This window comes from Bacteroides sp. MSB163, assembly GCF_036416795.1.
GTDB classification, from domain to species: domain Bacteria; phylum Bacteroidota; class Bacteroidia; order Bacteroidales; family Bacteroidaceae; genus Bacteroides; species Bacteroides maternus.
This window is the reverse complement of the sequence record NZ_CP143867.1, coordinates 1,138,317-1,159,030: the sequence shown is the minus strand read 5'-3', so window position 1 is coordinate 1,159,030 and position 20,714 is coordinate 1,138,317. Positions and strand designations below refer to the sequence as shown.

General features: G+C 45.6%; 14 protein-coding genes. 5 read left to right on the top strand and 9 right to left on the bottom strand.

Features of this window, described 5'->3' with window-relative positions; all coding sequences use genetic code 11:
- Positions 1 to 52: 52 nt before the first annotated feature.
- Complete coding sequence (locus tag VYM24_RS04015) at positions 53 to 1,612, bottom strand: sulfatase family protein (protein ID WP_330941511.1); 1,560 nt, start codon at positions 1,610 to 1,612, stop codon at positions 53 to 55.
- Between the two features lie 246 nt (positions 1,613 to 1,858).
- Positions 1,859 to 5,932, bottom strand: coding sequence for a hybrid sensor histidine kinase/response regulator transcription factor (locus VYM24_RS04010; RefSeq protein WP_330941510.1), 4,074 nt, complete (start codon positions 5,930 to 5,932; stop codon positions 1,859 to 1,861).
- Between the two features lie 196 nt (positions 5,933 to 6,128).
- Between VYM24_RS04010 and VYM24_RS04005 the strand changes: the two genes are divergently transcribed.
- The gene (locus tag VYM24_RS04005) at positions 6,129 to 7,214 is read left to right on the top strand and encodes a phosphotransferase enzyme family protein (protein ID WP_299090324.1); all 1,086 of its coding nucleotides are present in this window, start codon (positions 6,129 to 6,131) and stop codon (positions 7,212 to 7,214) included.
- A 99-nt stretch (positions 7,215 to 7,313) separates the two neighbouring features.
- Complete coding sequence (locus VYM24_RS04000; RefSeq protein ID WP_291550826.1) at positions 7,314 to 8,069, top strand: carbohydrate-binding family 9-like protein; 756 nt, start codon at positions 7,314 to 7,316, stop codon at positions 8,067 to 8,069.
- Here VYM24_RS04000 and VYM24_RS03995 read toward each other — a convergent pair whose 3' ends face one another.
- The 6 genes from VYM24_RS03995 to VYM24_RS03970 form a co-directional block, all read right to left on the bottom strand.
- The gene (locus VYM24_RS03995) at positions 8,070 to 8,921 is read right to left on the bottom strand and encodes a DNA/RNA non-specific endonuclease (protein ID WP_330942210.1); all 852 of its coding nucleotides are present in this window, start codon (positions 8,919 to 8,921) and stop codon (positions 8,070 to 8,072) included.
- 79 nt (positions 8,922 to 9,000) lie between these two features.
- Positions 9,001 to 9,768 carry an acyl-ACP--UDP-N-acetylglucosamine O-acyltransferase gene (lpxA, locus tag VYM24_RS03990; RefSeq protein WP_299090322.1) on the bottom strand — a complete coding sequence of 256 codons (768 nt, stop codon included), beginning with the start codon at positions 9,766 to 9,768 and terminating at the stop codon, positions 9,001 to 9,003.
- A gap of 19 nt (positions 9,769 to 9,787) precedes the next feature.
- Positions 9,788 to 11,176: a TolC family protein gene (locus tag VYM24_RS03985; protein ID WP_330941509.1), complete on the bottom strand. Its 1,389-nt coding sequence runs from the start codon at positions 11,174 to 11,176 to the stop codon at positions 9,788 to 9,790.
- 109 nt (positions 11,177 to 11,285) lie between these two features.
- Positions 11,286 to 14,498 carry an efflux RND transporter permease subunit gene (locus tag VYM24_RS03980; RefSeq protein WP_007216785.1) on the bottom strand — a complete coding sequence of 1,071 codons (3,213 nt, stop codon included), beginning with the start codon at positions 14,496 to 14,498 and terminating at the stop codon, positions 11,286 to 11,288.
- A 30-nt stretch (positions 14,499 to 14,528) separates the two neighbouring features.
- Positions 14,529 to 15,701 carry an efflux RND transporter periplasmic adaptor subunit gene (locus VYM24_RS03975; protein ID WP_291550831.1) on the bottom strand — a complete coding sequence of 391 codons (1,173 nt, stop codon included), beginning with the start codon at positions 15,699 to 15,701 and terminating at the stop codon, positions 14,529 to 14,531.
- A 246-nt stretch (positions 15,702 to 15,947) separates the two neighbouring features.
- Entirely contained in the window at positions 15,948 to 16,109 is a 162-nt protein-coding gene (locus VYM24_RS03970; protein WP_291550833.1) for a hypothetical protein, read from the bottom strand.
- 59 nt (positions 16,110 to 16,168) lie between these two features.
- Here VYM24_RS03970 and VYM24_RS03965 point away from each other — a divergent pair, with 59 nt between their 5' ends.
- Entirely contained in the window at positions 16,169 to 18,091 is a 1,923-nt protein-coding gene (locus tag VYM24_RS03965) for an Ig-like domain-containing protein (protein ID WP_330941508.1), read from the top strand.
- A complete protein-coding gene (locus VYM24_RS03960) occupies positions 18,036 to 18,917 on the top strand; it encodes a DUF3108 domain-containing protein (protein ID WP_330941507.1) in 882 nt (293 codons plus the stop codon). The genes VYM24_RS03965 and VYM24_RS03960 overlap by 56 nt, the downstream gene beginning before the upstream one ends.
- Before the next feature lie 14 nt (positions 18,918 to 18,931).
- On the opposite strand, the gene VYM24_RS03955 is transcribed toward VYM24_RS03960, so the two are convergent.
- Positions 18,932 to 19,336, bottom strand: coding sequence for a PaaI family thioesterase (locus VYM24_RS03955; RefSeq protein ID WP_330941506.1), 405 nt, complete (start codon positions 19,334 to 19,336; stop codon positions 18,932 to 18,934).
- 155 nt (positions 19,337 to 19,491) lie between these two features.
- Between VYM24_RS03955 and VYM24_RS03950 the strand changes: the two genes are divergently transcribed.
- A complete protein-coding gene (locus tag VYM24_RS03950; protein WP_330941505.1) occupies positions 19,492 to 20,706 on the top strand; it encodes a glycoside hydrolase family 88 protein in 1,215 nt (404 codons plus the stop codon).
- Positions 20,707 to 20,714 lie beyond the last annotated feature (8 nt).

The following is a 20,714-nucleotide window of genomic DNA, read 5'->3' as shown; positions in this document are numbered from 1 at the left end:
AAAGTACGAATTTGTACATTCTTGATAAAGAACCCCCGTTCTGTACGATTCTTTACTTTGTACCTTGGTGTTTTCCGGCCTTCACCTGTTCCAGTAGTGCTGAAAGCTCTTTTACCATCTCCGGATGTGCTGCTGCGACGTTATCTTTCTCCGACGGATCTATGGAAATATTGTACAGTTGGGGTTTGGGATCATTCCCTAACTCCATTTTAGTCCAATGTTCGATAGCGGGCTTATCACTTGGTTCGATGTACTTCCATGTTCCTTGAATAATCGATAAAGTATTGTTCAAATTCTGTTGCACTACATAGTCGCATCCGGTATTATCTTTCCCTAAGAAAGTGGCCAATTGATCACGGCTGTCAGGAGCAACAGTTGCAGGTGTAAGCGGATGATTCAGTAACGCGGCCAAAGAAGCGTACACATCGATCATAGAGAATAGAGCTTGCTGTTTGCAAGGCTGAATACCGGCAGGCCAACGTACAATGAATGGAATACGTGTTCCGGCTTCATAAGCACTGTACTTTCCACCACGGTATTGTTTCATGGGAGTGTGACCGTTCAGCAGTTCGAGAGCCTGATCCTGATAACCGTCGTCAATGACAGGGCCGTTATCACTACAGAATACAAAGATGGTGTTATCCGCAAGGTTCAGACTGTCCAGAGTGTTCATAATCTCGCCCACAGTCCAGTCCAGTTGCAGGATTACATCACCACGGGTTCCCATACCGCTCTTTCCGGCGAAACGGGCGTGGGGGACGCGTGGAACGTGTACATCTTGCGTACCCATGTACATAAAGAAAGGTTCGTCTTTATGCTTGATAATAAAATCTTTTGCTTTACCTGTGATGACATCTGCAATGTCCTCATCCACCCAAAGAGCAGATTTACCACCGGTCATCCAACCGATACGGGGAATACCATTTACAATCGTATTGTTATGTCCCTGACTGGGTTTCAGTTTTACAAGTTCCGGATTCTCCAATCCGGTAGGCCAGTCACCCACTTTGTGGTTATAGTTGACGGTAATGGGATCGTTGGGATCTAAACCTACTACATGTCCGTTTTCAACGAATACACAAGGTACACGGTCTACTGTGGCGGGAATGATGTATTCGTAATCAAACCCTATATCCTGGGTATTAGGTTTTATCAGATGATTGAAGTCCGTACCACCTTTGGGGCCGAGTCCCAAATGCCATTTTCCTACGGCACCGGTGGCATAGCCTTCTGCCTTGAACATGTCGGCCATAGTGACACAGGCTGTGTCGATAATCAGTTCAGAGTTACCCGGAGCGATTCCCGTATTCTCCTGTCGCCACGGATACATGCCCGTCAACAGACCGAAGCGGGAAGGTGTGCTGGTAGAGGAAGTGGCATAGGCATTGGTAAACTGTACACCTTGTCCGGCAAGACGGTCGATATTAGGAGTACTTATCTTGGTAGCACCATAGCAACTCAAATCGCCGATACCCAAATCGTCGGCAATTAAGTATATCACATTAGGTTTCTGACGGGTGTTGTCAGTGGTTTCCTTTTTCGATGGATTTCCGCATCCGGCTATCAGGGCTGCGCCTGGGAGGAGGGACCATAAAGGAGAAAATTGTTTCATAGTTCTTTGACTTTAGATTGTTATTTCTGAGGTCAAAGGTAATGGCTTTCTCCGGATTATGTGTATAATGAAGTACAGGAGAAGGGCGAAAATGTACAAAGTTCAGTGACACTTCTGTTCCACCGTATTGGAGCGTTTGTTTCTCAGGTAAGAAACTCTTGTTCCTTAGGCAAGGAAGTTTTGTTTCTCAGGAGAGAATCTTTTGTTTCAATTCGGTGGAACGGAGTGGAATATTTAAGCGGTTCGTCAGCCCTCTTCGTCTTCTTCGGTTTTCTCCTCTTTGTCGGCGTCTTCCCCTTTGCGGTAGGCAAGCGGGCTGACGTGATATACATCCTTGAAGCACTTTGAGAAGTAGCGCGAAGAACTGAAACCTATTTTGTCCGAGATCTCGGTAATGTTTAGTTCCGGGTTGTTCCGCAGCATCAAGGCGCCTTTTTTCAGGCGGATGGTCAGGATGAAGTCATTCGGTGTTTGTCCGGTGATGGCTTTCAGTTTGGTGAACAGGTTGGTGCGTGCCATAGCCATTTCGCGGGCGAAGATGTTGACATTAAATTCCGTATTATCCAGATTCTTTTCGATGATGCCGATGGCGCGGTCCAGAATTTCCTTGTCTATCGGGTTGGTAGCAAGCATCTGTGCATAAGCCTGTGGTTGTTTACTGAACTTTTCTTGCAAGAGAATGCGTGAATTTACCAGGTTGTTACAACGTGAAATCAACAGATTCGTATTGAATGGTTTGGTGATGTAATCGTCCGCGCCGATACGCAGTCCTTCAATGTTTTGTTCTACGGCAGTCCGTGCGGTAAGCAGTACTACCGGTATGTGGCAAGTATTGAAATCATTTTTAATCTGTTTGCAGAGTTCGGTACCGGACATTTTGGGCATAACGACGTCGCTAACCACAATATTCGGCATTTCCTTTTGTATCAGCTCCAGGCCTTCTTCACCGTCTGCGGCTGTCAGCACCTGATAGAATGGGCGGAAGATGTTTGCCAACATCTCACGAATGGAGGCATTGTCTTCCACGATAACCATCTTGACATCGGGCATGCGCTTAATCGGGGCATTTTCTTCCAATTCAGCTTTGAGTGAAGCATCTATTTCAGAAGTTTGCGGTTGTTCTATTTGCTGTACGTCTTCGCTCTTTTTGCTGATTTCCTCAGTATTAAAATGGGCGTTGCCCAGGTGGAGGCGGACGATGAAACTGCTGCCCTTGCCCAGTTCACTTTCTACCTTGATGGTGCCGTGGTGCAGTTCGACGATGCCTTTCGTCAGGGCCAGACCGATGCCGGTGCCTACACCGGTGGTGAGACTGTCCATCTGCTCTGTCTGATAGAAACGGTCGAATATCTTATCTACTTCTTTGGCATCGATACCGCTGCCTGTATCAGTCACGCGAATTACGGCTTCATTGCCTTCGGTGGTAATGCTGAGTGTGATGGTATCTTCGGCTTGGGTATGCTTGATGGCATTGGATAGCAGGTTGTTGATTACCTTCTGCATTTGCTTTTGGTCATACCATACTTCAAGACTTTCACAGTCTTTCTCGAAATTGAAATTGATCTGTTTGCTGCTTGCATATTCCATGAAGATGAGGTAATTCTCATAAAGGAAATGCACTATGTTGTGCGGACTGACTTTTACCTTCATGTGTCCTTGTTCCTGTTTGCGGAAGTCCAGGAGTTCGGTGATCAGTTCGCGCAGCTGGATGCTGTTCTGGTAAATGCTCAGTATCTTATTATAAATGGTGGGTGTAAAGTTTTGCAATTGCATCAGAGTTTCCACCTGCGATACGATGAGCGTAAGCGGCGTGCGGAACTCGTGCGAGATGTTGGTAAAGAAACGTAGTTTTGATTGGTTCAGCGCTTCTACGTCTTGTATATGCTTCTGTTCGTACTTCAACGATTCACGCAGCTTTATTCTCGATTTGTATGTCTTTACCAGATACCACAAAAGGATGCCGGTCACTATCAGATAGATAAGATAGGCGAGCGGAGTTTTATAATAAGGTGGCAGTACATGAATCGTAAGATGCACCTGCGGACAGATGGACTCTTCTTTTCCTTTAGGTTTAATCAGTAGATTGTATGTTCCAGCATTCAGGTTCGTGTAGGTGATGACAGGTTGACCGCGCGTGCTATTCCAGTCTTCGGAGAAGCCTTCCAGTTTGTAAATGATTTCATTCTTATTGGCTGCCACGTAGTTGGAGGTGGCGAATTCGATGCTGAACATGGTTTGGTTAGCATTCAGGGTGATTTCCCGTGTATGGCATAGGGATTGCGTTAAAATGCCCGTTTCATCGCTCACTTTTACTTCGGCGCCGTTTACGATGAGGCGGGAAAGGATGATCTTGTAAGGCTTCGGGGTGAAATTAAGTTCCAGTTCATTGAATGAGAGCATACCTTGCGTACCGCCAAGGAAGATTTCTCCGTCGCGTGTCACACAAAGGGCGTTTTCATTGACAGCTGTCAGTGGGAAACCATTCTCCACGCTGTAGTTCTGAAACTTTTCCACTTTCTGATCGAAGATGGAGAACCCCTGATTGGTAATCAGTATCAGTTTACCGCTGACGGGGGATTCTTGTGTATCGTAGATGCAATCGCTGACAAGTCCGTTTTTGCCCTTGTCGAAGTTTTCGAAATCGTTGGTAGCGGGACGGTACAGATCGAGGCCGCTTCCCGAAGTGGAGAACCACAAGTTACCCTTACTGTCCTGCATAATATTGTTCACATTATTGTTGCTGAGGCTATGTGCCTGCGTCCCGTCGTGACGATAATTGGTCAGCTTGTTGGTATCGAAGCGATAGGAGAAGATACCTTCGCCTGTGGCGGCAATCCAGAGCGTGCCGTTATTATCTACCTCTACATCTGCAACCATAGCTATCTTACGCCCTTCTTTGCTGTCTTTAAAGAGCTGTTGACATTTTCCGGTCTGAGGGTTGAACAGGCATACACCGTTTTGGGTAGCGACAATCAACTGGTTCTGATAGGGGGCTATGTCACGAACGATATTGGACGGAAGAGTTTCCGGATTCCCTTCTTCCATCAGATAATGCGTGAATGCGCCTGTGCGGATATCCAGTTTGTTCAGTCCGCCAAGATGGGTTCCTATCCAGATGATTTCCTTTGCAGGGTCATAATAAAGGGCTTTCACGTTGCTGTGGGAGATGCTGTTGCGTCCCTGTCTGGCAAGATACCATTTGAACTCACGTGTCCGGCGGTTGTAGAAGTTCAGTCCGCCTCCTTCCGTGCCAATCCACAGATTTCCGTTCTTATCTTCGATGGTGCGTCCAACTACGGGGCTACTTAATCCTTCTTCTTCATGGATGGAAGCTTTGTACCGGGTATAGATTTCATATTCGGGGTTGAAGTAATTGACACCGCCGAAGTAAGTACCCAGCCATAAGGTGCCCTGATTATCTTTTACGATGCACCAGATGGACGAGTGTGTAAGTCCTTCATTCTGCATTTCGTTGGAGGTATGGTTTTGGAAAAGTCCTGTTGTTTTGTTGTACCGGTTCAGACCGTTGAAAGTCCCTATCCAGATATTGCCAAGATTATCCTCACAGCAGGCTCTCACGAAATCGGAAGATATGCTGTGCGGGTTCTTCGGGTCGTTTCGCAGGTTCTCGATGCTTCCGTCAGTTTTTACCCGGAAGAGTCCCTTCTCCCAGCTTCCGATCCACAGTTCACCTGCATTGTCTTGGTAAATACTGGTGATATTTCCTTTCTCGATGGGGTGGGTTAGCACATGTCCGTCTAGTTTCAGATTGAACACACCTTCGCTGGTGGTTCCTATCCACATGTGTCCTTTGTCTTCGAACATACAGGATATTTCGATGTTTTCTCCTGCCATCTGGTAATAAAGATCGAAGTTGTCGGTTTGCTCATTGTAGCGGTATATTTCGTTCTTTTTTCCGATGAAAAGGCCGTTTTTATAATATATGCTATTGATATTTCCTTGCAGGAGGGTGGTGAAGCGTTGAGTAGTCAGGTCGAACTGGGCAACCCCTTCGGTACAGAGCAGGTAGATTTTCCCGTTCTGGTCGCCTGCCATACGGAGCACGGTGTTACAGAAGAGGCTGTAGGGATCGTTTTTGTTCAGTTTGTAAGTCTGTATGTCATTTCCATTGTAGCGGTTTAAACCTTCGCGCGTACCAATCCATAAGATACCATTTTCATCAATATACAAACTGTTGACACTAAACTGAGATAGGCCGTCGTCGGTGGTCAGATGATTGAAAGTGATATTCTGGCTGTGTACGTTTGCCGTAACTATGCTTACTAAAACAAGAAACAGCGTTCTGATAAACTTTTGCACTTTTCCTCCGGTATTTTAAGGTTTCAAACACAAATATAAGGCGTTTTGCTCAAAAGGGGGATGTTTATTGGCTGATTTTTATGGTTATGTCTGTCGAAATGTATATTTTTGGGCGTTTGTCGGACGAATTTTGACTTTTGCTTTCATTCGGAAGGCGTATATTTGCATACCAATTTTAAATCTATTATAAAATATCATGAATAACCTCCAATCCATTGTATCCCATTTCAATACGAAGGGTACAGTTAATGAAATTCAGCCTTTGGGCAGCGGACTGATCAATGACACGTACAAAGTGACTACTCTGGAAGCCGGCGCGCCCGACTATGTATTGCAACGTATCAACCACGCTATCTTCCAAAATGTGGAGATGTTGCAGGCAAACATTGAAGCCGTTACCCGGCATATCCGCAAGAAACTTACGGAACAGGGAGCGGATGATATCGATCGTAAGGTGCTTTCTTTTATTCCTGCCGATACGGGAAAAACGTATTGGTACGATGGAGAAAACTATTGGCGCATCATGACTTTCATCCCCAATGCAAAGACTTATGAAACGGTGGATGCGGAATATTCTTATTATGCCGGTGTAGCTTTTGGCAATTTCCAGGCGATGCTTGCGGATATTCCGGATACGCTGGGAGAGACGATCCCTGACTTCCATAATATGGAGTTTCGTCTGAAACAGCTTCGGGATGCCGTGGCTGCGGATGCGGTGGGCCGGGTGAAAGAAGTGCAATATTATCTGGATGAGATTGAAAAGCGTGCAGACGAAATGTGTAAAGGTGAACGTTTGTATCGTGAGGGTAAATTGCCTAAACGTGTATGTCACTGCGATACGAAGGTGAACAATATGATGTTCGATGAAGAAGGGAAAGTACTTTGTGTGATTGATCTTGATACCGTAATGCCCAATTTTATCTTTTCCGATTTTGGAGACTTCCTTCGTTCAGCAGCCAATACGGGCGCCGAGGATGATGAAAATCTGGATAATGTGAATTTCAATATGGAAATATTCAAGGCGTTTGCAAAAGGTTATCTGGAATCTGCGAAAGTCTTTTTGCTTCCGATAGAGATTGAGAACTTGCCGTATGCCGCTGCGTTGTTCCCCTATATGCAGTGTGTTCGTTTTTTGGCAGATTATATTAATGGTGATACTTATTATAAGATTAAATATCCGGAACACAACCTTGTACGTACAAAAGCGCAGTTCAAATTGCTTCAGAGTGCCGAGGAACATACACTGGAGATGAAGGAGCTTATAAAGGAATCATTGGTATGATAGTTACGAGCTACGAGTTACAAGCTACGAGTGCCTTTCGTTATTAGAGCGCAGCCACTTGTAGCTTGTGACTTGTAGCTTCTTTAATGCAATCAAAATATGAGTAAAAGAACCCCTGCATACTTGGTGTTGAAATCAGCAGTCTTGTTTTTATCTCTGCTCTGTTTTTATTCCTTGTCTGCAACTAACCTCCAAAAGAAAGAAATGAAAGAGTTGAATGTAAAGAAAGTGAGTCTGGCTAATGTGGCGGTGGAGAATGTTCCTGCTTTGCTGGACAAAGAAAAGGTCGATTTCCAGCCGATCAATACGGTGAATTGGGAAGCATTTCCTTATCAGCCGGAAGTGCAGTTCCGTATTGCCCATACAGACGATGCGATTTTGGTTCATTATAAAGTAAAGGAAGCTAGTGTGCGTGCTGTAGCAACGGGAGATAACGGTGCTGTATGGGAAGATGCTTGCGTAGAATTCTTTTCTATTCCTGCGGGAGACGGTATTTATTATAATGTAGAGTGTAACTGTGTGGGGACTTTGCTGATCGGTGCAGGTGCCGGACGTAGCAATCGCGAACATGCTCCGCAAGAAGTAATGGATAAGGTGCAGCGTTGGTCTTCTCTGGGACGCGAACCTTTTGAAGAACGGGTAGAAGCGTGCAGCTGGGAATTGGCATTAGTCATTCCTTATTCTGCTTTTTTTAAACATCAAATCACCAGTCTTGACGGAAAGACGGTTCGTGCCAATTTCTACAAATGCGGTGATAAATTACAAACACCTCATTTCCTCTCATGGAATCCTATTAATCTGGAAAAACCAAATTTCCACTGTCCCGAATTCTTCGGTATATTGAATTTTGAGTAACTATTTCCAGTCTTTCAAATTATAGCTTGCTTCTACCGCCTTTTCTATATCATCGGGAAGGGCGGGGAAGAAGTCTATCCCTGTGATCCGCTCCACTTCATCCACAGTGTTTACATAAGAGTCCAGTGGATTATTCCCTTCGTTGTTTTTATAGATAAATCCGATGGCTTTCGGCCTTTTGTGCAGAGAAAGTATCACTTTAAAGAAAGCATCCGGCACGGCCACTTTATGCTCGCCTATGGTCTGTGGCTTCCGGTCATAGAAGATAGGGCCGGCTACAATGTAAAGACAACTGTCTTTTTTCACCCACTTGCGGCATTTTTGTTCCAGTTCGTTCCAGTCGCCCCGGTTTAGATTATGGTGCTGGGGACAGATGTTGGTCATGTAGAAACTTTCTATCATGGCTTCACGGTCCCATTTGTTGTCACCTGCCGGACAAAGGTGCCCACGGTCCCAGCCACTACCTTTATAGTCTTGCGTGGTGACGGCTTTACTCTTAGGTAGGTCAGGGTCGGGACGGAAGCTATTGATTCGCTCGGTATTTTCCTTTAAACGTTCGGGAGTCAGTTTCCAGGCTACCCAGTTGGCTATGCGGGTGTTGGAGTTGTAGGATACGAGGTATCCGGTGCGTTGCAACAGTATTTCGGGGATACCTGGGGCAATGGTTTGCTTGATGTATATATCAGAATTCAGGGGAAGATTCTGAACGATGGTTTCTGTTTGTTCAATACCAGTAGCTTTTTCTTTAGAGTTCGTTGTTTGATAAGTGGTGACGATGCTGCATATGATCAGGATAATCAGGAGCGTCAGTTGTTTCTTGCTATTCGTTTGTTTTTTCTTCTTTCTCATAATTGAATGGGTAAGGTGGTGCAAAGATAACAAAAAAGGCGGACGAGTAAACCCGACCGCCTTCTGAATAAGGAGTATTCCTTTATTTTACAATGCCTTTGGAATCTCGCACGAAGTTGATGATATTGTGTATCTCATCACTCATCGGCACTTGGTCCTCAATCTTTTGCAAGGCATCGTGGATGCTGAAGTTACCTTGATAAATCAGTCGGTAAGCATTTACGATATGGCGTAGAATGCGTTCGGAAACCTGGTGCTTGTGCTGTAGCACAACAGCATTAATTCCGTGATAACTTGCCGGATTACCGTTCATGATAACATACGGTGGTACATCTTTCGCAATGCGGCATCCTGACTGTATCAGTACCCAACTTCCGATGTGGCATTTCTGTTGCAAGATGACGTTACTGCTTAGAATCGTAAAGTCGCTGATACGACAGTCACCGGCTACGATAGTCTTAAGTCCCAGTACACAATGGTTACCTATTTGCACGTCATGGCAAAGGTGTACGCTATCCATCAGAAAGTTCTCGTTTCCGATACGTGTAGCATCTCCTTCATGTGTAGCGCGGCTCACAACCACGTTCTCGCGAATGTCGTTCTGGTCGCCGATGATCAACATACTTTTCTCACCTGTATAGTGGAAATCTTGCGGGGTGGTACCAAGTACGGCTCCATGATGCACTTTATTCTTTTGCCCCATACGCGTACCGTCGAGGATACGCGCACCGGACATGATGATACAATCATCTCCAATTTCCACATCGCCTTCGATATATGCAAAAGGCTGGACCGTTACATTCTTGCCGAGCTTTGCGGCAGGATCTACAAATGCTAATGGACTTATCATAGTAATTAGTTTTTAGTTATTACTTTCTGCCTCCTCCGAGCGCCTGGTACAGGCTGATAACAGCTTGCATGCGGTCGAAAGTGTCGGATACCTCGGAGGTTTGTGCACTGAGGTAAGATTGCTCAGCAGACAGAACTTCCAGATACGTTGACGTGCCTAAGTTAAACAATTCTTTTGTATCTTCCGCAGCTTTACGGGCGGAATTTACCTGGATTTCACGAGAAACAGCCTTTTCGGAAGTCATCTGATATTGATATAAGGCGTTGCTCACTTCGTTTCCAGCTTTCAGCAAAGTGGTCTGGAACTGGATTTTGGATTGCTCTTCCTGTGCTTTGGCCTGTTTCAGACGGGCGATATTAGCGCCGCGATAGAACAACGGTTGTGTCAATGACCCTATGGCGGAAGCCAGTAACTTACCCGGATTCACAATTGCAGAACCTGCACTGTTAGTCCATCCTGCCGAACCACTCAATGTAATCTGCGGATAGAAAGCCGCACGTGCGCTGTTAGTATCGTAATAACTTGCAGCAAGAGACATCTCGGCAGCCTTTACATCGGGGCGGTTAGACAATAGTTGCAAAGGGATACCGGCTGAAAATTCTGTCGGTAATTGCTGGTTTTCCAATACACCGCGTTCTATTTCCTGTGCCGGTTGATTCAACATCAGGCAAAGAGCATTTTCTGTTTCACGAATGCTTTGGCGCATGCCTGGCAGAGATGCCAGCACCTGCGCGTAAGCTGCACGGGTTTGTTCTACTCCGGCAGAAGTCGTATTGTATATGCCTGCATCCTTCATAGCCTCTACGGTTTCCACATTCTTTTTCAGGATATCGGCTGTGGATTCTGTTATCTGCAACTGGCGGTCGAGCATCAACAATGTGTAGTATATATTGGCTACATTAGCGATTACCTGAGTTTGCACCGCTTGTTCATAGAACTGTGTCTGTTTCAGAGACACCTGTGCACCACGTTTCGGGTTCAGTATCTGACCGAACAGATCAATTTGCCAGCTTGCTGTAACAGGAAGCGAATAAGTTTGCGTAGCTTTTCCCTTATCCCAGCTGCTTACGGTTCCTTGCGGAGACAGTGCAAGCGTGGGAGCATAAGCCAGACGTGCAGACATAAGTGCAGCTTCTGCCTTCTTCACGTTCAGAGCGGCGCTGCGCAAATCTGGATTATTGGCAAGTGCTTGTTCGATGAGCGCTTGCAACTGAGGGTCGGTAAATACTTCCCTCCAAGGCAGGTTGCCGAAGTTTGCTGTATCCGCAGCCAGTGTATCGTTCACAGCTGTCGTGTCGCGATACAGTCCGGCAGCCGTAATATCTTCGGGTCTGTCGTATGATTTGTAGATATGGCAACTACTTAAAAGAGCAGTTGCACACATCAGAGTTATAATTTGTTTCTTCATATTCATTTGTTTTAATGAAGAATGATGAATGATGAATGAAGGATTTCCTCGGCGTCGTTTCTTTACTATCACGTTTCTAATTCTTCATTCCTCATTCCTCATTCTTAATTTATTTCGTGTATTGCTCAATTTCAGGTTCTGCATCAGAGTTATCCACATCAGCCCATTCCATCGGTTTAATCTTCTCTTGCAGATATTGGAATGCAACGAACAGGGCCGGTACGATAAAGATCTGAAGAATCATACCGATTAACATACCGCCGATGGCAGAGGTACCCAGCGTACGGTTACCATTGGCACCTGCACCGGATGCCATCATCAACGGAATCAAACCGACGATCATGGCCAGTGATGTCATCAAGATAGGACGCAGACGGGCTGCGGCACCCAGTACGGCTGCCCACGTAATACTCATACCCATCTTGCGACGGTCGAGGGCAAACTCAATAATTAAGATGGCATTCTTCGCCAACAGACCCATCAACATGATCAATGCAATCTGCATATAAATGTCGTTGGACATGGACCCCATTATCATTTTCAGAATGGAGATATTACCGATGGCGCTCATACCGTTGACGAACAGGAAGCTACCCAACAGACCAAACGGAATAGACAACAGTACGGCAAGCGGCAAGATGTAACTTTCATACTGTGCACTCAGCAACAGGTAAACGAATACGAAGCAGAGAACGAAGATCAATCCTGTGGTGCTACCACTGGTTTCGGCTTCTTCACGTGCCATACCTCCCAATTCGTAAGCGAAACCGGCAGGTAGGTTCTCTTTGGCAACCTCGGCGATAGCCGCCAGTGCCTGACCGGAAGTATATCCGGAAGCTGGGGCAACCATTACTTTCATAGAAGTATACAAGTTGAAGCGGCTGATAATATCGGGTCCGTATACCTTCTTGATGGAAACGAACTGAGTTATCGGGGCCATTTCATCGCCGTTGCGCACCTTGATGCTGGACAATGATTCCAGATTCTTGGTTGCTTCCGGCTCTGCCTGAACCATTACACGGTACATCTTACCGAAACTGTTAAAGTTAGAAGCATACAGACCGCCGAAGTACCCCTGCATAGTGCTGAGGATGTCGCTCGGACTGATACCCGCTTTCTTACAGGCAGCAGCGTCGATGTCCAGCATATACTGCGGGAAGCTCGGATTGAAGGTCGTCTTTGCCGAGTTGATTTCCGGGCGTGCTTCCAATGCGGCATTATAAGATTTCACTACATCGAAGAAGTGGTTCAGGTCACCACCGGTCTTATCCTGCATATTCAACTCGATGTCGCTGGATGCAGAGTAACCAGAAATCATAGGAGGAGCGAAGAACAGTACCTGCGCTTCTTTGATAATCTTCTGTGCACGCATAAAGAGCGTGATGTAGACGATGTTTGAATTCTGCATTGTGGAACGTTCGTCCCAGTTTTTCAGCTTGATGATGATAGAACCGTAAGAAGGTCCCTGTCCGCCGATGAAGCTATAACCGGAAATCACTGTACGGGATGCAACAGCCGGTTCGGCGGCCACAAGGCTGTCTACACGGTGCAGCACCTCTTGTGCGCGTTCCTGTGAAGTACCCGGAGGCAGAGTTACTACACCCATGATAGTACCCGTATCTTCGTTAGGCACCATACCCGTCGGAGTAATCTTCATGAAGAAAATCAGTAATACGATGGAACCGGCTACAAGACCGAAACTCAACCATTTCTTTTGGATGAAGAACAATACATTATTTTTGTATTTCTTCAGCATCTTGTCATAAGCTACATTGAAGCCTGTATGGAAACGGCTGATAAATGTCGATTTCTTTTCACCATGCTCATCATGCGGTTTCAGGAAGATGGCACACAATGCCGGACTCAACGTCAAAGCGTTCAATGCGGAGAAACCGATAGCGATAGCCATCGTCAGACCGAACTGCCGGTAAAATATACCTGCCGTACCACCCATGAAACTTACAGGGATAAATACAGACATCATGACCAGCGTAATAGAAACGATGGCACCACCCAGTTCACTCATGGCATCGATGGAAGCGGCACGGGCAGACTTATACCCCTGGTCCAACTTCGCATGGACACCCTCGACGACGACTATGGCATCGTCGACCACTATCGCAATGGCGAGCACCATGGCTGAAAGGGTCAGCAAGTTGATACTGAAGCCGATTAGTTTCAGTACGAAGAACGTTGCGATCAATGCTACCGGAATAGCGATGGCAGGAATCAATGTAGAACGGAAATCCTGCAGGAAGACATATACTACGATGAACACCAGGATAAAGGCCTCGATCAATGTCTTGATTACCTCATGAATAGAGGCGAACAAGAAGTCGTTGGCACTCTGTGCAATATTGATATGCAAGCCTGCGGGCAGTTTATCGGAATAGTCATTCAACAATGTCTCCAGGTCACTGATGGTTTGTGTAGCATTACTTCCGGCCATCTGGAATACAATACAGCTGACGGCCTTATGACCGTTTACGGTGTTATTGAAACTATAGGTCAGACGTCCCAACTCGATATCAGCAATATCTTTCAGACGGAGTACTTCTCCGTTTTCCATTGCTTTGATAACGATGTTCTCAAATTCTTCCGACTGTTGCAGACGTCCTTTGTAACGTATTGTATATTGGAATGTCTGGTTACCACGTTCACCAAACTGTCCGGGGGCAGCCTCGATATTCTGTTCTGCCAAAGCTGCCGCTACATCATTAGGTATCAATTTATACTGAGCCATTACGTCAGGCTTCAGCCAGATACGCATGGAGTAGTCAGTACCCAACACCATTGCGTCACCTACACCGGCCACACGTTTTACTTCAGGAATAAGGTTGATGTTGGCATAGTTTTCGAGGAATTCGATGTTGTATTGGTCCGTCTCATCATAAATAGAGAATACCATCAACATAGAAGTCTGTCTCTTTTGTGTCGTCACACCTACCTTGGTTACTTCAGCAGGCAGCAGACCTTGTGCCATAGATACACGGTTCTGTACGTTTACGGCAGCCATATCCGGATTGGTTCCCTGCTTGAAGTAAACGGAAATATCAGCGGAACCACTGTTGGTGGCATTGGAAGTCATGTACATCATGTTCTCTACACCGTTGATCTGGTCTTCCAGCGGTGCAATAACGGAGTTCAACACCGTTTGGGCGTTGGCACCCGTGTAGGTGGCGCGCACCGATACGGTTGGCGGTGCAATGTCCGGGTATTGGGTGATAGGCAAGGTTGCCAGACCAATAAGACCCAGGATCACTATCAGCACGGAGATTACCGTAGATAGTACCGGACGATTAATAAATCTATCTAATTTCATGTTATTTAGTGATTAGGAGGGGGTGATTCGTTAATTGAACGCAGTTTGGATATTACCTTCTTTTTGGTCTTTCAGTGCTTTCTGATATTCAGCCTCTTTTTCGGCAGGAGTGATAGGAGTGATAGATGCTCCGTCTCTCAGGTTCTGCACACCTTCCATTACTACTTTATCACCGGCTTTCAAACCTTCGGTTACGTAGTAATACTTACCATCATTCAGCTTGAACACCTGGATTTCCGTATTCTTCAGGGTGTTGTCAGGCTGCACTACGAATACGAACTTCTTATCCTGTATTTCTGTAGTGGCTGATTGAGGTATCATAATAACATTCGTCATCGGGTTGGGGAATACCACATTACCGGTACTTCCACTGCGCAGAACGTTACGCTGGTTGGGGAAGAGGGCACGCATGGTTACAGAGCCTGTCTTCTGTTCGATAACGCCACTGATTGTTTCCACACGTCCGCTGTCGGCATACATGGTTCCGTCGATGAGTTGCAACTGCACGTCAGGCATCTTCTCCAGGATTTCCTTGGTGCTGCCACCCTCGCGTATTTGTGAAAGTAATTGCCTTTCAGTCATGGAGAAGTAAGCGTACATTTCAGAAATATCGGCAACGGTAGTCAGCGGAGTGGCAACGGAAGGGCTCACCAAGCTACCTACACGGTAGGGGATGCTACCTACTACACCATCGCTGGGGCTGGTTACACTGGTATACGACAGATTGTTCTTGGCGTTTACTAATTGTGCTTCAGCTTGTGCTAATTGTGCTTTTGTTTGTGCCAGTTGATTCTCTGCCATCTGCAAATCGTAGTTGCTGATGATATTCTTTTTGTTCAACTCACGCTTGTTGTTTACGGTAAGTTCTTGCGTGTTTACGGCAGCTTTAGCTGTTTCAACAGCAGCTTTGGCTGAGTTCACGGCAGCTTGATACTGTACGGGGTCAATGCTGAACAACACTTGTCCCTTGCGTACTACTGAACCTTCGTCTACATGCAGTTTGGTGATAAAACCGCTTACCATGGGGCGGATTTCAACATCTTGTTTACCTCTGATTGTAGCCGGATAACTGTTCGTTAAGTTGGCAGTGGTTGTTTCCACTGTAATCACTGCAAATTCGGGTGCTTTACCCGCAGTTTTGTCACTTTGTCCGCAACTGAACAGTGACAGGCAACATGCCAATAAAATCAATCTACTCTTCATACTTGTAATTATTCTCTGTCTTTTGGTTTATTTTTTCATTTGGTAAATACAGGCTTCTTCTGTCTTGTCATAGTTTGGATAATACGGAGGACAAAGGGGAAAACTTAAAGCACTCTTCGGGTTTTCCGGCTGCAAAATTATCTATTTTTGAACAGATTAGTTCTATTTGCGTCTATTTTTAACTATGTTTCATACATATCTTATATATGTTGTTGGCAGAATTGATTCATTTCTTTCCGTTATGAATTAAATGGGTACGCGTTCATCCGCCTTATCGTTCGCATGCTTATTACTTCCACAAGATCTTACTGAAGTTCCTTCCTTTTCATTTTCCCGATTGAACCTTTCCTTTATTTTATCTGTTTTACTGTCTTCTTGCTCTTTTTTGATTAAAATACTGTAAAGCATTCTGTTTATTAAGGGATAACCTTTATTTTTGCAGCATATTACGTAATAAATATTTAGATATGAAGTCTCTTTTCAATCGTCTGGCAGGTGTTGCCGTTGTTGGTGTCGTGCTTTATTCTTGCGCCAGCATCGGTCGTCCGGAAGGTGGTGCTATTGATGAAACCCCTCCACGCTTCGTAGGTAGTACGCCTGCGCCGGGCGCCCTCAATAATAACCGGAAGAAAATTACGATTGAATTCGATGAATTCATCAAGCTCGATAAACCTGGGGAGAAGATCGTGATTTCTCCGCCCCAGGTGCAACAGCCAGAAATTAAGGCGAATGGAAAGAAGGTGGTGGTCACCTTAAAGGATACCCTAAAGCTGGATATGACTTATTCGATAGACTTCTCGGATGCTATTCAGGACAATAATGAAGGTAATCCGTTGCCCGATTTCGGGTTTACTTTCTCCACGGGTTCTGTTATCGACTCGATGGTGGTTTCCGGTACCGTGCTGAATGCAGCCAATCTGGAACCGGTGAAAGGCATGCTGGTAGGTATGCATTCCAATTTGGCTGACTCGGCCTTTACTACGATACCTTTTGAACGTGTAGGTCGTACCGACAGTCGCGGACGTTTCACAATTCGGGGTGTTGCTCCGGGCGAGTACCGCATCTACGGATTGCAAGATGCTGATCAAAACTTCTATTATAGTCAGCCCACTGAAATGATTGCTTTCGAAGACTCCCTGATTATTCCTGCTATGGATGAACGGATACGTCTTGATACACTCTGGAAAGATTCTCTGACGATAGATACGATCATGGAGAGAACTTATACTCATTACTCTCCGGATGATGTCATATTGCGCTGCTTCAAAGAACGGGTTTTGTCGCAACGTCTCATCAGGAGCGAACGTCCCGAATCCCGGAAATTCTCTTTCTATTTCTCTACCCAGGCTGACAGCCTGCCGTTGTTGAAGGGACTGAATTTCGATGAAACCAACGCTTTCATCGTGGAGAAGCCTACCGGACGCATTGATACGCTTCATTATTGGATAAGAGACTCTCTGATCTATAAGATGGATACTTTGAAGATGAGTCTCACTTACCTCTATACGGATACGCTCAACCAGTTGGTACCGCGTACGGATACTCTGAGACTTGTATCGAAGATTCGGCCTAAGTCCGAGAAAGAACTTGAGAAGGAACGTGAGAAGAAGGAAAAGGAACTGGAAAAAGCCAAAAAGAAAGCGGAGAAAGAGGGTAAGGAGTATGTAGAACCGACGGTATTCTTACCTGTAGATGTATATGCACCGGGTACGATGGATATCTACGACTATATCTCTCTTACGTTTACTGAACCGCTGGCAACTGTTGCTGATGGTGCCATTCATCTGAAACAGAAAGTAGACAGTTTGTGGAATGATGTTCCTTACGACTTTGTTCCGGACTCTCTGAACCTGATGCGCTATAATGTTTATGCAGATTGGGTGCCCGGTGAAAGCTATGCTTTTGAAGTTGACTCGACAGCTTTCCATGGAATATATGGCCTTTTCACCGATAAGATAAAGAAAGAATTTAAGGTGAAGAAACCTGAAGAGTACGGGCAGATTTTTTATAATGTGACGGGAGCGGATTCAATTGCTTTTGTAGAGTTGCTGGACGCACAGGACAAAGTGGTACGTACAGTGCCGGTTGTTGACGGTAAGGCGGATTTTTACTTTCTGAATCCCGGCAAATATAGTGCGCGCCTTATAAATGATACGAATGGAAACGGTGTGTGGGACGCCGGAAAATACGAAGACAAACGGCAACCGGAGAAAGTGTATTACTATCCTCAAGTGATAGAGCTGAAAGCTAATTTCGACCTGACCCAGGATTGGAACATACATGAGAAGCCGCTGGATAAACAGAAACCGGATGAACTCAAAAAACAAAAACCAGATGAAGACAAGAAAAAGAGAAACCAGAATAACCGCAATTCCGGCAATAACCGGTAAGCGCAGATGGGTGTTCTGCCTGTTGGGAGCACTGTTACTTACGATGATGCCCACGCCTGCCAAGGCACAATGTACAGCTCAAAACACCGCATTTCAGTCCGGCGAGCACGTGATGTACGATTTATATTTTAACTGGAAGTTTATCTGGAAGAAGGTGGGGCTGGCAAGTCTGACCACCTTCTCCACTACTTATCAGTCACAACCTGCCTACCGCTTCAACCTGCTTTCGGTAGGAAGTAAAAAGACCGATTTCTTCTTTAAGATGCGTGATACGCTGACTTGCTATGTCAGTGAAAAGCTGGAGCCGCTCTACTTCCGTAAAGCGGCCGAAGAGGGTGACCGTTATACGGTGGATGAGGCTTGGTTTTCATATAAGGATGGTGTATCCAACGTAAAGCAGAGGCGGGTCTGGCACAATCCGGTCCGCGATCCGCAAGAGATGGAATACAGTGATAACCGTTGCATCTTCGATATGTTGAGTATTTTGGCGCAGGCGCGTTCGTACGATCCGGCAGATTATAAAGTGGGCGACCGGATTCTGTTCCCTATGGCTACCGGACGTAAGGTAGAAGAACAAACGCTGATTTACCGGGGTAAAGAAGATGTGAAAGCCAATAACGATACGGTTTATCGCTGCCTTGTATTCTCTTTTGTAGAATATAAGAAAGGAAAAGAGAAAGAAGTGATTACTTTCTTTATCTCGGATGATAAGAACCATCTCCCGATCCGCCTGGATATGTATCTTAACTTCGGGTCGGCAAAGGCTTTCCTGAAGAGCGTACAGGGAAATCGTTATCCGATGACGTCGGTGGTAAAGAAGAAATGAGATAACTCATAACTCTATACCTTGAACGGCAGCGGATCCCCTTTTCTGAATACGCTGGACTCGAATGTGGCAATCAGCTTCCCGTCCTGGTTCGTGATATCTATCTGGTAATATCCGGTAGTACGTCCGATGTAACGTTCGCGTGCTTCGGCATACAGCGTATCACCCGGTCCGCTGGCGCGCAAAAAGGTGATATTGGAAGACAGGGAGAAAGCCAGTGCGCCATGTGAATTGGCAGCGGCGGCCAGTGCCAGGTCTGCAAGAGTGAAGATGGCTCCGCCTTGGGTGCGGTGTCCTGCATTAAGGTGATTCTCCGTGATAACGAGGCGTGCTTTACTATATCCTTCGCGTACTTCCAGTAGTTCTACGCCGGTTTGTTCTGCAAAGAGATCTTTCTTGAAAAATTCTTGTAGGGTCATGTTTATGATATGATTAAAAAGTTCAATCTGTGTGATTTATGTGCAAATGTAACAATTTTGCCCTTTTCCTGTATAATTTAGGAGGGTCTTTTCTGTAAACCTGCGCTACTTTTGCTGACGAAAGAATACGAAACTTTAATAAACAAATCATTATTATGAAAACAATCCTCACGACATTGGGAATATCCCTCCTTGTTTTGGCGGGTTGCACAAGTCAGAAGCAGACCGAGAGCAACTTTATCCAAGAGAATATTGATAATGCGGTGGCGCAGGAAACCATTCAGACCGACATTATCGAAAAGTCAGGGAAAATTCTGAATCCAAGAACTATCAACAAAGATGGTAGCATTGTTTATGTACCCATTGATGACTGGTGTTCTGGTTTCTTCCCCGGTAATATCTGGTATACGTATGAGTTGACCGGTGATAAGAAATGGTTGCCGCTGGCTGAGAAGTATACAGAAGCGCTGGATTCCGTGCAATACCTGACCTGGCATCATGATGTGGGCTTTATGATTGGTTGCAGCTATCTGAACGGGTATCGTTTTGCCGGTAAAGAAGAATACAAGCCTGTGATTATTCAGACAGCTAAGTCCCTTTCTACCCGTTTCCGTCCGGCGGCAGGCGTACTTCAATCTTGGGATGCTGATAAAGGCTGGCAGGCAGAACGCGGCTGGAAATGTCCGGTTATCATAGATAATATGATGAATCTGGAACTATTGTTCGAAGCTTCCAAGCTTTCAGGCGATTCTACTTATTATAATATTGCCGTGAAACATGCCGATGCCACCATGAAAAATCATTTCCGTGCCAATAACAGTTGTTATCATGTAGTGGATTATGATCCTGTGACCGGTGAGGTACGTAAGAAACAAACTGCACAGGGGTATGCTGACGAATCTGCCTGGGCACGCGGACAAGCATGGGCTATTTACGGATATACCATGTGCTATCGTTATACCCACGATCAGAAGTACCTTGATATGGCTGAGAAGATTTATAACTTTATTTTCAATAACCCGAACCTGCCGGAAGACCTTGTACCGTATTGGGATTTTGATGCTCCCAACATTCCGAACGAACCCCGTGATGCTTCGGCCGCTGCATGTACGGCATCTGCTTTGTACGAGTTGAGTACATACATTCCCGGCAAAAACTATAAGGAAACAGCAGATAAGATTATGGAAAATCTCGGCTCTCCGGCTTATCGTGCAGAAGTGGGCACAAACGGTAATTTCATTCTGATGCACTCTGTAGGAAGTATTCCTCATGGTGCTGAGATTGATGTTCCGTTGAATTATGCGGACTATTACTTCCTGGAAGGAATTATGCGTAAAAGAGATCTGGAATCGAACAAGAAGCTCTTCTAATAAACGAA

Coding starts and splice junctions, on each gene's coding strand:
- VYM24_RS04000 (WP_291550826.1), top strand. CDS start 7,314: ATGAGTAAAAGAACCCCTGCATACTTGGTGTTGAAATCAGCAGTCTTG.
- VYM24_RS03970 (WP_291550833.1), bottom strand. CDS start 16,109: ATGCTTTACAGTATTTTAATCAAAAAAGAGCAAGAAGACAGTAAAACA.
- VYM24_RS03950 (WP_330941505.1), top strand. CDS start 19,492: ATGAAAACAATCCTCACGACATTGGGAATATCCCTCCTTGTTTTGGCG.
- VYM24_RS04005 (WP_299090324.1), top strand. CDS start 6,129: ATGAATAACCTCCAATCCATTGTATCCCATTTCAATACGAAGGGTACA.
- VYM24_RS03960 (WP_330941507.1), top strand. CDS start 18,036: ATGAAGACAAGAAAAAGAGAAACCAGAATAACCGCAATTCCGGCAATA.
- VYM24_RS03985 (WP_330941509.1), bottom strand. CDS start 11,176: ATGAAGAAACAAATTATAACTCTGATGTGTGCAACTGCTCTTTTAAGT.
- VYM24_RS03980 (WP_007216785.1), bottom strand. CDS start 14,498: ATGAAATTAGATAGATTTATTAATCGTCCGGTACTATCTACGGTAATC.
- VYM24_RS03965 (WP_330941508.1), top strand. CDS start 16,169: ATGAAGTCTCTTTTCAATCGTCTGGCAGGTGTTGCCGTTGTTGGTGTC.
- VYM24_RS03975 (WP_291550831.1), bottom strand. CDS start 15,701: ATGAAGAGTAGATTGATTTTATTGGCATGTTGCCTGTCACTGTTCAGT.
- VYM24_RS04015 (WP_330941511.1), bottom strand. CDS start 1,612: ATGAAACAATTTTCTCCTTTATGGTCCCTCCTCCCAGGCGCAGCCCTG.
- VYM24_RS03955 (WP_330941506.1), bottom strand. CDS start 19,336: ATGACCCTACAAGAATTTTTCAAGAAAGATCTCTTTGCAGAACAAACC.
- lpxA (WP_299090322.1), bottom strand. CDS start 9,768: ATGATAAGTCCATTAGCATTTGTAGATCCTGCCGCAAAGCTCGGCAAG.